Source organism: Treponema peruense (assembly GCF_016117655.1).
In the GTDB taxonomy this organism is placed as follows: Bacteria; Spirochaetota; Spirochaetia; order Treponematales; family Treponemataceae; genus Treponema_D; species Treponema_D peruense.
This window is the reverse complement of record NZ_CP064936.1, coordinates 2,507,937-2,523,580: the sequence shown is the minus strand read 5'-3', so window position 1 is coordinate 2,523,580 and position 15,644 is coordinate 2,507,937. Positions and strand designations below refer to the sequence as shown.

Annotated in this window: 10 protein-coding genes; 3 read left to right on the top strand and 7 right to left on the bottom strand. The window is 43.2% G+C overall.

Annotation, left to right across the window (positions count from 1 at the left end; genetic code table 11):
• Positions 1-55: 55 nt before the first annotated feature.
• Together IWA51_RS11575 and hflX are read right to left on the bottom strand one after the other, a co-directional pair.
• Positions 56-550 (bottom strand): flagellar basal body-associated FliL family protein, encoded by a 495-nt coding sequence (locus IWA51_RS11575; RefSeq protein WP_198442534.1) that lies wholly within the window; start codon positions 548-550, stop codon positions 56-58.
• The gene (hflX, locus tag IWA51_RS11570) at positions 544-1,839 is read right to left on the bottom strand and encodes a GTPase HflX (protein ID WP_198442533.1); all 1,296 of its coding nucleotides are present in this window, start codon (positions 1,837-1,839) and stop codon (positions 544-546) included. The genes IWA51_RS11575 and hflX overlap by 7 nt, the downstream gene beginning before the upstream one ends.
• Positions 1,840-1,990: 151 nt before the next feature.
• Here hflX and IWA51_RS11565 point away from each other — a divergent pair, with 151 nt between their 5' ends.
• Together IWA51_RS11565 and IWA51_RS11560 are read left to right on the top strand one after the other, a co-directional pair.
• Positions 1,991-3,523: a hypothetical protein gene (locus IWA51_RS11565; RefSeq protein WP_198442532.1), complete on the top strand. Its 1,533-nt coding sequence runs from the start codon at positions 1,991-1,993 to the stop codon at positions 3,521-3,523.
• Positions 3,524-3,573: 50 nt separating this feature from the next.
• Positions 3,574-3,873: a hypothetical protein gene (locus IWA51_RS11560; RefSeq protein WP_198442531.1), complete on the top strand. Its 300-nt coding sequence runs from the start codon at positions 3,574-3,576 to the stop codon at positions 3,871-3,873.
• 47 nt (positions 3,874-3,920) lie between these two features.
• Here the strand turns inward: IWA51_RS11560 and IWA51_RS11555 are convergent, their stop codons facing one another.
• The 4 genes from IWA51_RS11555 to IWA51_RS11540 form a co-directional block, all read right to left on the bottom strand.
• Positions 3,921-4,319: an acyl-CoA thioesterase gene (locus tag IWA51_RS11555; RefSeq protein WP_177528731.1), complete on the bottom strand. Its 399-nt coding sequence runs from the start codon at positions 4,317-4,319 to the stop codon at positions 3,921-3,923.
• A 31-nt stretch (positions 4,320-4,350) separates the two neighbouring features.
• On the bottom strand, positions 4,351-5,877 hold the full coding sequence (locus IWA51_RS11550) for a DUF5312 family protein (RefSeq protein WP_198442530.1): 1,527 nt from the start codon (positions 5,875-5,877) through the stop codon (positions 4,351-4,353).
• Positions 5,878-6,057: 180 nt separating this feature from the next.
• Positions 6,058-7,914, bottom strand: coding sequence for a methyl-accepting chemotaxis protein (locus IWA51_RS12855; protein WP_198442529.1), 1,857 nt, complete (start codon positions 7,912-7,914; stop codon positions 6,058-6,060).
• 70 nt (positions 7,915-7,984) lie between these two features.
• Positions 7,985-8,827, bottom strand: a complete 843-nt coding sequence (locus IWA51_RS11540) for an undecaprenyl-diphosphate phosphatase (protein ID WP_198442528.1) — start codon at positions 8,825-8,827, stop codon at positions 7,985-7,987.
• A gap of 312 nt (positions 8,828-9,139) precedes the next feature.
• On the opposite strand from IWA51_RS11540, the gene gltB reads away from it, so the two are divergent.
• Entirely contained in the window at positions 9,140-13,666 is a 4,527-nt protein-coding gene (gene gltB / locus IWA51_RS11535; protein WP_198442527.1) for a glutamate synthase large subunit, read from the top strand.
• 426 nt (positions 13,667-14,092) lie between these two features.
• Here the strand turns inward: gltB and IWA51_RS11530 are convergent, their stop codons facing one another.
• Entirely contained in the window at positions 14,093-15,580 is a 1,488-nt protein-coding gene (locus IWA51_RS11530) for a glutamate synthase subunit beta (RefSeq protein WP_198442526.1), read from the bottom strand.
• Positions 15,581-15,644: the final 64 nt, after the last annotated feature.

Below are 15,644 nucleotides of genomic sequence, written 5' to 3'. Positions count from 1 at the left end.
CCGTGAATGTTGTCCTACAATAGGACACTTTCTGCTGCAAAAGGTTGCATTTTTTTTACAGTGAGCCGATAAAAATGTATTCGTCAAAGTATACGGCGGTTATTTTTCCCAGCACAAGGTTTGAATTTACTGCGGCTTTTAAGTCATCCTTTATTTTGTTTTCACCGTGAAGCCTGAGTTCGTCTTCTGTCATTGAAGAAAAATATTCCAGTACCAGGGACTTGAGCTGCCTGTCTTTCTGCGACATTTCTTCGAACAGAACAGTGTCTCCCGCAGGATACGAAAACCACGGCGATACAATTACAACCGTTGCATCTCCTGTGTCAGGGTTTGGTTTTGTTAACGCACGGAGCCGTCCCAGTTCTGTAAAAGAGTCTACGGCACCGCTTTTCTGGCGTGTACTTCTGGCAACAACTTTTGCGGGCGGTGGATCTGCTTTTCTGTAGTCAAGACCGATTTTGTCTGCCGAAGTTCTGAATCTTACGGCTGTGACTGTAATTAGAACTGCAGCGAGCAGTGCGGCAGTTGCGGCAAGAATTCTGTTCAGCATGGGACACTCCAGGGCATTGCTATAGAAAGCGTTCTGGTTGTGGCTTTTCCGTTTTCGTCTATTGTTCCGGGAATTCTTGCATTCAGCTTTACGGCAGATTCTCCCCATTCTTCTGACTCGATTGTTCCGTTTTTGCGGATAAGTTCAACTACGTCGGCCCTTTCGAGCGGAATTGAATATTCGCGTACGGTTCCAAGAAGGCATTCCGTTATCTGTGCCATGAGTTCTTCAAAGCCGTCGTGTGTTTTTGCACTTACTTTTACAGCGCCCGGAAAAGCCGCGTCAAGTGCCGAAATTGTTGCGTGGTCGCTGCAGATTTTGTCAAACTTATTGAGCACAATAAGCCGCGGTATTTTGTCTGCGCCTATTTCTTCAAGAACCTTTATAACCTGTTCGTACTGCATCATGCATTCCGAATCGCTTGAGTCAATTACAAGAAGCAGCAGGTTTGAAAGCGATGTTTCTTCGAGCGTGGACTTAAATGCGTCTATGAGCGTGTGAGGCAGGTTTGAAATAAAACCGACTGTGTCCGTAATAAGTGCCGACGATGCTTCTGAAAGCGGCAGTTTTCTTGTCGTAGGGTCCAGTGTTGCAAAGAGCTTGTCTTCTACAAAAACGTCAGCGCCCGTAAGCCCGTTCAAAAGACTGGATTTTCCTGCGTTGGTGTACCCTACAAGTGCGCACGAGGCGGCGGCTGTTCTTGCACGCTGTTTTCGCTGTGTTTCGCGGTTTGTAGCGACCTGTTCGAGCTCTTTTTTTATCTGTATGATTTTTTCTTCTATCTGGCGGCGGTCAAGTTCCTGCTGTGTTTCACCGCTTCCTTTTGCACCGTAAGAGCCGCCTCTTTGTCTTGCAAGGTCACCGTACATGTGGCTTAAACGCGGCATTGAGTAAACAAGTCGTGCAAGTTCGACCTGAAGGGAAGCCTCTTTTGTACGGGCGCGCTGTGCAAAGATGCGGATTATGACTTCATTTCTATCAAAAACAGGAATGCTTGTAAGTTTTTCCCAGTTGCGCTGTTTGGAAGGGTCAAGTTCCCAGTCGAATATAATGCAGTCAGCCTGGACTTCTTTTGCCCGGTCAGCGATTTCATGTGTTTTTCCGGTGCCGATTCCGTATGAAGGAGTAGGTTCAATTCTGTTAAGAACAACCGTGTCTGCGACTTCCATGCCCAAAGTGTGAACAAGTCCCTGAAGTTCTTTTGGTTCAGGCGGTTCATTCTGTTTGGGCGGTGCTCCGATAAGGAGACATCTTGGTTTTTTTTCGGCTTCTTCTTTTATTTCAAACATATTCATATTATAATGCAAAGTAAGCGGCTTGTAGAAGAGCAAAAATTCTGCTGAATTCCGTTCAGCATGCATTGAAAACTGCCGAAATTCCAATGGGGTTCTTTTTTATGGCGGCTCTGAAAAGCCATTATTTCAATTTTGAGGTTGAACTTTGAAAATTCTGCAAAAAACTATCTGTAGCCTTATGATTTCAGGCGCAGTTTTTGCTGCATGTGTAGTATCGGGAGTAAAGGGCGGTTTTAAGTCCTTTGAGATGAATTTTTTTCGCCCTCGCGTTGAATCTGCAATCACTGAAAAACTTGAAAGGGTTTCTGACAGTTTTGTAAACTATTCTTCCGGCCTGAGTGCAAAGTTCAGGGCTTTTATGAAAGAAGAGGCCGTTTGTTCATATATTGAACGTTCTCCCTCAAGTAATGTTCTGCAAAAAAGAAATGCCCTTGAAAACGGACTGTTCGCTTCTGTTCCGGGCCTGGAAGGATTCAGGCTTGTAGAAGATGGCGGCCTTCATATACACAAAAGTACTTTTAAAGAAGATGTTGTACGCGAAACAGAAAATCTTGTTGCATACAAAAATTATACAGCCGCTTCAAAGTACGCAATACCTTATGCCGAACTCCAGAAATATTCCTGGTCAGAAAATGCGCCCGTTTTTTATGCTGAACAGAATAAGTTTGTGTTTTGCTTTGCGTTTGTTGATTCTTACGGTCTTGAGCGCGGAACAATGGCTTTTTATGTTTATGCAGACGATTTTGTTTCACATTTGGTGAGTGAGGGAACAGTTGCCGCCGGAACAAAAGCGGTCCTTGTTGATCAGAATGAAATTCTGCTTAACGTGCCGTTCGGTGATGCAGCGCTGGTTGCAGCGCGGGCCTGTGAAAAATGGAAGAGCGGTGACTATAGTGAAGAAAAAATTGCGGCTTTGGATGACGGACGTGAATTTTATCTTGTTACTGCACAATCGGGAACTTTGCATTTGGGATGGATTTGCAGCGCAGAAGAGTTTGTTTTTTCACGCGCGGAATCTGCGGTGCTTCTTCTGTGCCTTTTTGTAACACTCTTTCTTTTTGTGTTTATGCTGTTCAATCTGCGCAGAAACAGAATGGCGCTTCTGAAAAGCAGAATAGAAAAGTTCAGGCGCAATGTTCTGAAACAATATGCAGAATGCGCCTCTGACAAAGAAAAGCGTGAGTTTTTACAAAAAATTCTGCGCCGGCGGCTTGAGATTAATTCTTATTTGTGCAGAAGTCCGGGGCGTAAAGGAGCAGAATATTCTGCCGGTGCAGATGTTCTTCTGGAGGCGCTTTGGTCACAACTGTCCGGCGCAATGAAGCCTTTGCAGGAAGAAACTGCGGTAAAAAATGAAGCCCCCGCTGATGCAGAAAATTTTGCTCCTCTCGAAGAAGCAGATGAAGTAGAAGAACTTGCCCCTCTCGAAGAAGCAGACGACGTAGAAGAGCTTGCTCCTCTCGAAGAAGCAGACGACGTGGAAGAGCTTGCACCTCTCGAAGAAACAGATGATGAAGAAAATGAAGTTGAACTTGTGTCGCTGGAAGAGTTTCAGCGCGAAGATTATCCGCTAAACAAAGAAGGGAACTCTGTCGATAATAAAAACGAAGGTGCTGAAAATAATTTTTCTGTAGGCGGTCTGGATTTTTCTGATTTGGATGACGAAGAAAAAAATTAGAATTCCACAAAAAAAGACTAAACCAAAAGCGGCAGGATGACGAAACTAATATGGCGGTGATTGAGACAGACAAAAATAACGTTGACTCAAGTAAAAAACGCGGTTTGCTTAACCGTGCCATGAATGAGGAAACAAAGCTTGCTCAAAATACTGCACACGGGCTTCTTGCCAAAATAGAAAAAAAATATTCAAAAACCGGAACAGAAAAAATGAATGTAAAAAAATTATTCAAGTCAAAAAGTGCAATTGTAGAAAACAACGGAATTTTTACAATACAGAAAGATCTTGAGGTTTCATCAGTAAAAATAGATCCCAGTCTTAAGGCTCTTGTAGATTCAGTTTTAAGATAGAATTGCTGCAACCTCAGAAAAAAACTGTACCAAGGTTGCCTTATTGATTACGCTTCGGGGTAAAGTCCCGGAACAAGAAATTCTTGCGGCAGTTTGGAAGGAATTCCTTCTTTTACCGATGCCCATGTGACATCGGCTTCTGCGCAGACGGTTCCGTCAGTTTTTTTTATTATCTGGTGGATTGTTCCCTTTACAGCACCCATTTTTGTAGGCGTTGTTTCTATAACAAGATTGTCGTTCAAGAAAGCCGAACTTTTGTAGTAAATGTCAATGTGAGTTACGTAGAGATAGTAGTGTGCGGCCACAACGTCATTGTACGGAAACCCTATCTGGTTCAAAAAGTCCATGCGGGCTGTTTCAAGATAATTCAGGTAAACGGCATTGTTAACGTGGCTGTAACTGTCACATTCATAAGAACGCACCTTTAATTCAGTCTTAAAAATCATTTTTTTCTTATAACCCCTATAATTATAAATTCTAGTCTTGTCTGACAATTTCTACCGGAAAATTCTGAAGCAGTGAAACGAAAAGATAAATCTTTTTATAAACTTCAATTGCCATGTTTTTAAGATTTTCGCCGGCAAAGTGGTTTATTTCCTTCCAGTTCATTATTAGCTCTGGATGCTTTTTTACGGAATCCTCGAGAAGCATCTTTAAATTCTTGTCATAAGTAACAAGATGTCTTGTTGAATTAAGAATTATTTTTGCGGCTTCATCATTTATGTCGTCAATTGTCATGCCGATTATGTTGCGGGCTTCTTTGTCGCGTTCGGCTCTTGGCATAAGGGTTTTGATTTTACTTCCCAAATCCGAAGTTTCCGAAATGCGCGAGTCAAGAACCGCAATTTTTGTAGAAACTTCCATAAGGTAATTGTAGGCGTCGCTCATTGGTTTTGCTATCTGCTGGTTTGACCATGCTGCACGTACAAGAAGAATGTCCGAAAGTTCACGGATATATTTCTTTGCATAGTCAAGAATAAACTGGCGCAGGTAAGCGAGTGGTTCGGTGTATTTGAATGAGCCGAGCGATTTTGCTTCAAAAATTGAACTTCTGACTTCTGTATAATAGTTCAGTTTTTCTATGTTTCTGGTTTCAAAGACCTGGTCTAAAAGACTTCTTACTTTTCCTGCAGTCTGTGCTGCCTTAAGTTCAGAGACAGTTTTTTTTGCCTGATTTCTTATGTTTGCAATGTAGTCTTCTGCAATAGCCTGGTTTGAAGATTTTGCTTCGGCCCTGTAGTTAGGATCTTCTGTTACAAGCTGTACGAGCATTTCAAGGATTTTGCGTTCCTTAAGGTTGCGTATTCGAACCAGTATTTTTTTCCACACTGCGAGTGTAATGGGCTCAATGCCTTTTGCCTGTCGCAGCAGTTTGAATACATCGTCCCAGTCCTGGTCTGTCGGAATGCACCAGGCAATATCTATAAACTCTTTTATGTCTTCTGAAATATAAGAGCCGTTTATGGGCGTAAATCTTGGCTGCGTCAGAAAGTTGTGTTCTGTAATTCTGCCGTCAAATTTTTTAAGCAAAAAGTAAAAGTCATACAGGCAGAAGTTGCGCAGACAGAGTATCTTTGAATAAAGAGAGTCGATTTTTGCAACAAACGTGCTGTCAAAGCTGTCTGAAATTTTTGAAACAGATTCTTCTACAAACTGCGAAGTTTTTTGTACACCGTCTGCTGCGGCTTTTTCTTTTATGAAATTTTCGTCTATGCCGTCAATCAACTGTTTCTGTTCTTCGGAAAGTGACATTCCTATGACAAGAGATTTGAGTTTAGCAGGGGTAATTGACTGGAACATAAGCTGTGCCGGTGAAATTACTTTGTATATTTCGTAGAAAAATTTTGCCAATGAAGGATCGGCTTCGTGTGTGCCGGGTTTATAGAATCTGTATTTTGTTTTGAGAAGATTTTTTGAAATATTCCGCAGGGCACGCTTTTTCAGGGCTTCTGGATCATTTCCTGCAAAAAGAGAATTCAATAGATTCTGAAAAAAAATACTCATAAAACTACCTGAAGATTGTGGCTTTTTCGCTGTTAAGGGGAACTTTACTTCCTTTTATAAATATACGAAATTGCTTGGAACGTGTCAAATGCGCCAAAGTTCAGTATTTGTAAAAAAAAGGAGACATGCCGTAAAATATGACACGTCTCCTTTTCCCGCTTTGAATCAGGGCTGCTTTTATCAGACTGTAAACTGGCTTATTTTGTCTGCCATTTGTCTTGCGCTGTTCTTGTTCTTTTCGGCGGCAAGATTTCCTTTTTCTACAGAATTGATGATGCTGTCAGTACTGTTTGCCATTTCTGAAATAGCCGTGTTTATTTCTGCCGTTGAGTTTCCAAGAAGGTCCATCTCTTCTGAAACCTGGTGGCTTCCTGTCATCATTTCTGAAGAACCCTGCTTTACACTGATGGTAGAATCGTCAATGTCTTTCATGGCTTCGAGAATCTGAGAACTTCCTTCTGACTGTTCTTTCATGGCGTTCATGACAACTTCTTCCTGCTGGCGTACAGTTTTTGTAAGATCAAATATTACGCCAAACTGGTTCTGAAGTGCACGTGAACTTTCTGCAACCTGGTTAATGCTTTCTTCAAGGCTATTGAGACTTTCTGTAATCTTTTTACCCTGAACATTACTCTGTTCGGCAAGTTTTCTGATTTCGTCTGCAACAACTGCAAATCCTTTTCCTGCTTCACCTGCGTGGGCCGCTTCAATGGCTGCATTCATGGCAAGAAGGTTTGTCTGGTCGGCGATATTCTGGATAACAGTAGATGCTTCAAGAAGTCCGCTTGATTCTTGGATGATTTTTTCTGCCATGTTAACGGCTGTTTCAACACGCTGCTGTCCTACTTCTGACGCGTCGCCAAGTTTGTTCATTGAGTCGGCGTTTTTGTCAAGAATTGCAGATACGCTGCCGATATTGGCGACCATCTGTCTTACAGCCGCAGAACTTTCTTCTACAGCCGCGGACTGCTGTTCAATGCTGGTGTTGAGTTTTTCTATATTCTGAACAATTTCTTTTATTGTAGATGCCGACTTTTCTACACCGCTGGCCTGTTCAATCATGCGCCTCTTAACGTCATTTATGTGTTCAACAATTTCGTTTGTAGAAGAAGAAATTTCAGAAACAGCGTCTGTCGTTTCATCTGCGGCCTTGTCAGAAGACTGTGCTGCGTTACCAATCTGTAAAAGAATTGTGCGCGTTGTATACAGAAGGTCGTTCATGCTGTTCATGAGTATTCCGATTTCGTCGCGGCTTACTACATCAAGTTTTTTGCTGGTATAGTCACGGTTTTCGAGTTTTTCGCCAAGAGCGTTTACCAAATTGAGTCTGCATGAAATATTGCGCATCATAAAGTATGAGTCCAGGACCATGTAGAAAATACCGGTCAAAAGCTGCGGAAGTATTTTTCTTACGACGAGGGTATAAATGGGAATACCGTGGTTTGCAGTAAACAAAAGCGGTGCTACCGAAACAAGACCTATTCCGAGTGCAGAAAAGAAGATTATGAGGCTGTTTCTTGACGTTATGTTAAAGTAAACGTGCTGTCTTTTCAAAGGAAGAAAACGCAGCCATTTTTCAAAGTTTTCAATCCAGAAAATGTAGATGAACAGAACCAGAAGAAATGTTGTTCCAAGACATGTGAATATCATAGGAAGAATTTCTATTGTTTCTGCACCTATTTTTTTGGATTCAATATGAAGGATTATAGGAAGTACAATTCCTTCTGAAATAGGCAGAATCATGTTCAGTATGTGGTTAACGACGGTAAGTTTGTTTATGTAATCACAACTTTCGGGCGTTCCGTCGTAAGTCATGATTTTCTTTGTTAAAATTCTGTAAGTCAGGATTGAAACTGTAATGTGAAAAGCCAGAAAGCAAAGAATTGCAGGCTGAATAAAAATTGCTCCCAGCTGACCGGGTGTAAGTAATTTTGCGGCCAGTATGTATACAGTGACGTAGGGAATCAAAATTAAATTGAGCAGCATATGAAGTACAGGAACTGCACGCGATGGTCTTGAAATTGTTGGTTGATCCATAAAATTCTCCAAAAGTACGGGATAAAAATCTGCAACGCAGACTTTGTTTTTTTCTTCTATATAATATATATCAGTGCAGGAAAATCATTCCGAGTATTCCAAGTGGAATAAGATAGCAGGCAAACCATTCAAGGCGTCCCTTGCGTATCATCTTCATAAGCCAAGTGAGGGCCAGATAGCCGCTTGCGAAGGCTGCCGCACATCCTGCAATAACAGGTTCGGCGCCAACAGTAGAAGCAACATTGCCCAGATCTTTTGCTTCAAGAATAAATGCTCCTAAAATAGCAGGAATTGATACGATAAACGAAAACTCCCCAGCCTGTGCACGGTTTACTCCGCAGAAGAGTGCGCCTGCAATTGTGGAGCCGCTTCTTGAAATTCCCGGAAGTGTACCGCAGCCCTGGGCCAGTCCTATAACAAGAGCCTGCTTCCATGACGGCGCCGCAGTTTCGCTACTTTCTGTATTATTTGCGGCGGCCCGTTTTTCAAGCAGGGCAGAAACTACAAGAAGTGCGGCTGTAACAATAAAGCCGGCACATACTGCCTTGATAGGAAAGTCCGGCAGGATTTTTGACGTTGCAATGCCAAGAACGCCTGTTACAAGGGTTGTAAGTACTATTGCAAGAATATATCTTCTGTCTTCTGTTTCACGGATTTGCTCCTGTTCAGAAGCATTTTCATTCTTCTTTGTAAAGAGTCTGCCGAATGTGCACAAAAGTTCCCATATTTTCTTTCTGAAAAACAGGACAACTGCCAGAAGTGTTGCAAGATGAAGAAACACGTCAAAAAGAAGAGGAACATCTTCAAGCCCGAACAGATTCTGAACTACAGCCAGATGACCCGACGAAGATATAGGCAGAAATTCCGCAACCCCCTGAAGAAGTCCCAGAAGAATTCCCTGAAAAATAGACATAATATTCTCCAATATTAGAAAAATCAGTTACAAAAGTTCTGTAAGAAAACTTTCCTTTAAGTATAGCATAGTTTGATATAATATATAACTGCAGAATATGATTTTTGCAGAGGAATTTTTCAAATTTTTTGAGTACTCCGGCGTGAATGCTATTGCAAAAAAATGTATATTTCCGTATACTTTTAGTTACCGACAATGACGTTTGGTTGGACGAACTTATTGTGCCCTTACGGCAAATGAGTTTTTCCGACCGAACGTCATTTTTTTTAAACTTTCAGACTAAACGTATATGTAGCGAGTAAGGGGGCTGCAATGATCCAAAACAAAAATACTTTGTATGAGCCGTCGTTTGAGCATGACAACTGCGGAATCGGTGCGGTTGTTAACATTGACGGAAAACAGACTCATAAAATAGTAGACAATGCTCTTTCTATAGTAGAAAAGCTTGAACACCGTGCGGGAAAAGATGCTACCGGCGAAACAGGAGACGGAGTAGGAATACTTGTCCAAGTATCGCACAAATTCTTTAAAAAAGCTGCAGCTGACTGCTCAATTACACTTGGCGGCGAAAGGGACTACGGAATCGGAATGTTCTTTTTTCCGCAGGATAAGTTTATAAGAAGTCAGGCAATGAAAATGCTTGAAGTTCTTTCAGAAAAGGAAGGACTTAAGTTTTTGGGCTGGCGCGAAGTTCCGGTGAATCCCGAAGTTTTGGGAAAGAAAGCCCGTGACTGTATGCCGTGTATCATGCAGTGCTTTGTTGAACGCCCGCAGAATGTAGAAAAAGGACTTGCCTTTGACAGAAAACTGTATATTCTGCGCCGCGAATTTGAACATTCACACCTGAATACATACGTTGCTTCATTTTCAAGCCGCACGATTGTTTATAAAGGAATGTTCCTTGTAAAACAGCTTCGTACTTTCTACACCGACCTTCAGAGTGAAGACTATGTTTCAAGCATGGCTCTTGTTCATTCAAGATTCAGCACAAATACACAGCCTTCATGGCAGCGTGCACATCCGAACCGCTTTATTGCACACAACGGCGAAATAAACACAATCCGTGGCAATGCAGACAGAATGCTTGCACGTGAAGAGACAATAAAGTCTCCTGTGTTCAGTGACGATGAAATACGCGAGATTCTTCCGGCTGTAGACCTGAGCGGCAGCGATTCAGCAATGCTCGACAATACGCTGGAATTCCTTGTAATGAACGGAATGCCTCTTCCGCTTGCCGTAATGGTCTGTATTCCTGAGCCGTGGAAAAACGATGACACAATGGACAGTTCCAAAAAGGACTTCTACCATTACTGGGCTACAATGATGGAACCTTGGGACGGACCTGCCGCAATTCTGTTCAGCGACGGAGACCTTGTCGGCGCAACACTTGACCGCAACGGACTCAGACCAAGCCGCTACTATATTACAAAAGACAATGAACTTATTCTTTCTTCTGAAGTCGGAGTTCTTGATATTCCAGAAGAAAATATTGTAAAAAAGTCACGTCTTATGCCGGGCCGCATTCTTCTTGTTGATACTGTTCAGAAAAAGCTTATTTCGGACTATGATGCAAAGAAAGAATACATAGATCTTTATCCTTACGGTGAGTGGCTTAATCTTAACCTCAAAAAACTTTCTGATCTTAAGATTCCAAACAAGAAAATTCCGGTTTACACACAGGAAGAACGTGATGTAATGTATCGCGCGTTCGGCTGGAACTACGAAGATGTCAACGAAATGATTCTTCCCCTTGCACAGAACGGAATAGAGCCGACCGGAGCTATGGGCGTGGACACACCGCTTGCAGTAATGAGCGATAAGCATCCGGCGCTGTTCAATTACTTTAAGCAGCTGTTTGCACAGGTTACAAACCCGCCGATTGATTCCCTGCGTGAAAAAATTGTTACAGACACAACTGTTTATGTAGGAAGTGACGGAAACCTTCTTGAACCCAAAGCTTCGAGTTGTACTGTCCTTGAAATCAACAATCCGATTCTTACCGGCGTTGATATGCTCAAACTTAAGAATCTTGACACAAAGGGCCTTAAGAGTTCTGTCGTTTCTCTTCTATATTATAAGAATACTTCTCTTAAGGAAGCACTGGACAATCTGTTTATTACAATTGACCGCGAGTATCATTCTGGAAGCAATATCATTATTTTAAGCGACCGCGGTGTTGACGAAAACCATGTTGCAATTCCGTCACTTCTTGCGGTAAGCGGAGTGGAACAGTATCTGATACGTACAAGAAAGCGTACTGCAATTTCAATAATTCTTGAAACGGCAGAAGTGCGCAATGTTCACCAGGCTGCAATGATTCTTGGTTACGGAGCACGCGCAATCAATCCTTATCTTGCACATGAATGTATTGCAGAACTTATTGACCAGAAACTTTTGGACAAGGATTACCACACTGCAATTGATGACTACAATAAGGGCCTCTTAAACGGAATTGTAAAGATTGCCGCAAAGATGGGAATAAGCACAATCCAATCTTACCAGAGTGCACAGATTTTTGAAGCAGTAGGAATTGCAAAGGATGTAATTGACACTTACTTTACAAACACTGTTAGCCGCGTTGGCGGAATAAGCCTTAAGGAAATTGCAGAAGATGTTAACTTCCACCACAACAAGGCATTTGACCCGCTCGGACTTACAGTGAATACCCATCTTGATTCTGTGGGAATGCACAAACTGCGCCGCGGACCTACCTGCGAAGACCATCTTTATTCTCCCGAAACAATTATTGCCCTTCAGGAAGCGACACACAGCGGAAGTTACGAGCGCTTTAAGGAATACACGGCTCTTGTAGACGACAATGCTCATCCGCATACACTGCGCGCAATGCTTAAGTTCAACTATGACGAGTCAAAGTCAATTCCGCTGGACGAAGTAGAAAGTGTTGACGAAATTGTAAAGAGATTCAAGACCGGTGCAATGAGTTACGGTTCAATAAGCCAGGAAGCCCACGAATGTATGGCACTCGCAATGAACCATCTTCACGGAAAATCAAATTCCGGCGAAGGAGGAGAGCGGCCCGAACGTCTTGGAACTGACAGAAACTCTGCAATCAAACAGGTTGCTTCGGGACGCTTTGGTGTAACAGAAGAATATCTTTTGAGCGCAAAGGAAATTCAGATTAAGATGGCACAGGGAGCAAAACCAGGTGAAGGCGGACATCTTCCCGGAAAGAAAGTTTACCCTTGGATTGCAAAAACACGGTATGCAACTCCCGGAGTGTCACTTATTTCGCCGCCACCGCATCATGACATTTATTCTATAGAAGATCTGGCTCAGCTTATTTACGACCTTAAGAATGCAAACCGCAAGGCACGTATTTCTGTAAAGCTTGTAAGCGAAGCAGGAGTCGGAACAATTGCTGCCGGGGTTGCAAAAGCCGGCGCACAGGTTATTCTTATTTCTGGACACGACGGCGGAACAGGAGCTGCACCTCTTTCTTCCATTCATCATGCGGGTCTTCCGTGGGAACTTGGTCTTGCCGAAACGCACCAGACACTTATCCAGAACGGACTCAGAAGTCGCGTTGTAATTGAAACAGACGGTAAGCTTATGAGCGGACGTGATGTTGCAATTGCCTGTCTTCTTGGAGCAGAGGAATTCGGTTTTGCTACAGCGCCTCTTATTACAATGGGCTGTGCTATGATGCGTGTATGCAATCTTGACACCTGTCCGTTCGGAGTAGCCACACAGAACGAGGAACTTCGCAAACGCTTTACCGGTAAGCCTGAATATGTCGAAAATTTCATGAAGTTTATTGCAGCCGAGTTGCGCGAATACATGGCAAAGTTCGGTTTCAGAACAATTGATGAAATGTGCGGTCACACAGAGATTCTTGGCATAAAAGAAAAGAGTGCATTCCAGAGGGCAAACCTTGTTGACATGAGCCGCATTATCGGTTGGAGTGCATCTTCTGGTGAAGAAAAAACTCACTTTGACCCGGCAGATGTTTACGACTTTGAACTCGAAAAAACTGTTGATGTTTCAAAACTTCTTAAATCTTTTGAAAAGACAAAGAAGGCAAAGAAAGGAACATTTGACATTTGCGTTTCTTCTACAGACCGCACTGTCGGAACAATCCTTGGAAGCGAGATTCAAAAGACATTCGGATCTTCCCTTGAAGAAGATTCTTATATCGTAAACTGCACGGGCGGCGGCGGACAGAGTTTTGGCGCATTTATTCCGAAGGGTCTTACGATGAGACTTTCAGGTGATGCCAACGACTATCTTGGAAAAGGTCTTTCAGGCGGAAAAATCGTCGTCACTGTACCAAAGAATGCAGGATACAAAGCCGAAGAAAATATCATCATAGGAAACGTTGCTCTGTTTGGTGCAACAAGCGGCAAGGCATTTATAAACGGAATTGCAGGAGAAAGATTCTGCGTACGTAATTCCGGGGCGACTGTTGTTGCAGAAGGATGCGGTGACCACGGACTTGAGTACATGACCGGCGGTGTTGCAGTAATTCTTGGTCAGACGGGACGCAATCTTGCAGCCGGAATGAGCGGCGGTGTTGCCTACGTTCTGGACATGAACCATGATTTGTACCTGCGCCTTAACAAGCAGCTTGTTACAATGAGTGAAGTCAGCGACACCCACGATGTTGAACTTCTTAAGGGACTTGTGGAAAAGCATGTTGCAGAAACCGGCAGTGATTTGGGAAAGCGCATACTTGCCGACTTTGGTACATACATAACACACTTTAAGAAAATTATTCCGAATGACTACAGCAAGATGCTCAGTCTTATTGCCGACGGTGAAAGCCGCGGTCTTGAACATGACGATGCTGTTCTTGATGCATTCAAAAAGTTTACTGCCTGAATTGTGCTGAATGCATAAACTGTTAATTAAGCCCGGTTGTCTTTTTAGGCGGCCGGGCTTTTTTTACTGACAGAAATTTATTTAAATAACAGCCCTCCTGGTCGGCCGGTGAAATCGAAAACCGGGCCATAAGGCCCTTGATGTGATTTTTGTATGGAAACTATCAAATGTCGCTTCGCGACGCTAAAAATCAAATCATTTCCGCTTCCCCCGTCCTCCCGCGCGGGCAATTATTGCAAAAAGTACCTGTCATTCAATAAGCCGCAGCCTGACAGCCCTCCAAGCCGGCTAGTTTCAAAATAACTCTGTTACTTTGAAACACAAAAAAAACTTCCCGGTACGAACAGTCTGCTCATACCGGGAAGTACCCGTAAGGGTTATATACGACGAAAGCCTGTAAGGGTTGACTTTCGAAGTTACCTGTTATTACAGATTTGTGTATCCCATAAGATATTCGTCAATCTGTCTTGCGCATTCACGGCCTTCTGCTATTGCCCAAACAACCAGTGACTGTCCGCGGTGCATGTCTCCTGCAACAAATACTTTTTCCTTGCTTGTAGCATAGTCATCGCTTTTTGAAGTTGCCACAACATTGCGCGGTGTAAGATCTGTTCCGAATGCCTTTGCCGTGTAGTCTTCACAACCAGTAAATCCTGCTGCAATCAGAATCATGTCTGCCGGAAGTTCTTTTTCGCTTCCTTCTATTTCACAGAGTTTTCTCTGGCCGTCAATATTTTTGAATTCAACCTGAACAGTTTTTATTCCGCAGACAGAACCGTCTTTTGTGTAGATTTCCTTTATTGTTGTTTTGTAAACGCGCGGGTCGTGGCCTTCTGTTTTTATTACTTCCTGCTGGCCGTAGTCTGTTTTAAGAACTTTGGGCCACTGCGGCCACGGATTGTTTGCTGCACGTTCTGCCGGTGGCTGGGGCATCATTTCAAGTGCCGTAACGCTTGCTGCCCCGAGTCTTACGCATGTTCCCGTACAGTCGTTTCCTGTATCGCCGCCACCAACTATAATTACATGCTTTCCTTTCGGGTCAAGGAATTTTTTGTCTGCAAAATCTGAATTCAAAAGAGACTGTGTTACGCTTTTAAGAAAGTCAACTGCCGGTAAAATTCCTGCTGACTCTTCGCCTGCGACATTCAGCCTTCTGGCCTGTTTTGCGCCACAGCACAAAGCAACTGCATCGTAGTCTGCAACAAGCTGTGAGGCATCAATTGTTTTGCCAACATCTGCTCCTGTTACAAAAGTTACGCCTTCGGCCTTCATTAAGTTTACGCGGCGTTCAACAATTTTTTTGTCCAGCTTCATGTTTGGAATACCGTACATGAGCAAACCACCGGCTCTGTCATCTCGTTCGTAAACTGTTACTGAATGTCCTCGGCGGTTAAGAAGGTCTGCTACAGCAAGGCCTGCAGGTCCCGATCCAACGACAGCAATTTTTTTGCCGCTGCGTACCTTTGGAATTTGCGGCTTCATGTAGCCTGACTCAAATGCTTTTTCTATAATATAAAGTTCGTTGTCGTGAATTGTAACCGCGTCCTTTATGTCTCCTCCGTTACCGCAGTTGCAGGCCTTTTCGCACAGTGCCGGGCAAACGCGTCCTGTAAATTCAGGAAAACTGGAAGTTTTTAAAAGACGCCAGGCAGCCATGTCATACTGGCCTTTGTAAAGTGCATCGTTCCATTCCGGAATAAAATTGTGCAACGGACAGCCTGTTACCATTCCTCCAAGACGGATTGCACTCTGGCACATAGGCACACCGCAGTTCATACAGCGCGCGGCCTGTTCACGGCGTTCCTTGTCATTAAGATGATTGTGAAATTCCTTGAAGTTTTTGATGCGTTCTGCAGGTTCAATCCATGAATCTTCAACACGCTTGTACAACATAAAACCGTCTGCTTTTCCCATAATAACCCCTTACATTTAAAATTAGGAATAAAAAAAGAGGCCGCAGACAAATACACATGGTTTT

Excerpts from the sequence above, each read along its gene's own strand:
- hflX (WP_198442533.1), bottom strand. The coding sequence starts at position 1,839 with ATGTTTGAAATAAAAGAAGAAGCCGAAAAAAAACCAAGATGTCTCCTT.
- IWA51_RS11560 (WP_198442531.1), top strand. The coding sequence starts at position 3,574 with ATGGCGGTGATTGAGACAGACAAAAATAACGTTGACTCAAGTAAAAAA.
- IWA51_RS11530 (WP_198442526.1), bottom strand. The coding sequence starts at position 15,580 with ATGGGAAAAGCAGACGGTTTTATGTTGTACAAGCGTGTTGAAGATTCA.
- IWA51_RS11575 (WP_198442534.1), bottom strand. The coding sequence starts at position 550 with ATGCTGAACAGAATTCTTGCCGCAACTGCCGCACTGCTCGCTGCAGTT.
- gltB (WP_198442527.1), top strand. The coding sequence starts at position 9,140 with ATGATCCAAAACAAAAATACTTTGTATGAGCCGTCGTTTGAGCATGAC.
- IWA51_RS12855 (WP_198442529.1), bottom strand. The coding sequence starts at position 7,914 with ATGGATCAACCAACAATTTCAAGACCATCGCGTGCAGTTCCTGTACTT.
- IWA51_RS11540 (WP_198442528.1), bottom strand. The coding sequence starts at position 8,827 with ATGTCTATTTTTCAGGGAATTCTTCTGGGACTTCTTCAGGGGGTTGCG.
- IWA51_RS11555 (WP_177528731.1), bottom strand. The coding sequence starts at position 4,319 with ATGATTTTTAAGACTGAATTAAAGGTGCGTTCTTATGAATGTGACAGT.
- IWA51_RS11550 (WP_198442530.1), bottom strand. The coding sequence starts at position 5,877 with ATGAGTATTTTTTTTCAGAATCTATTGAATTCTCTTTTTGCAGGAAAT.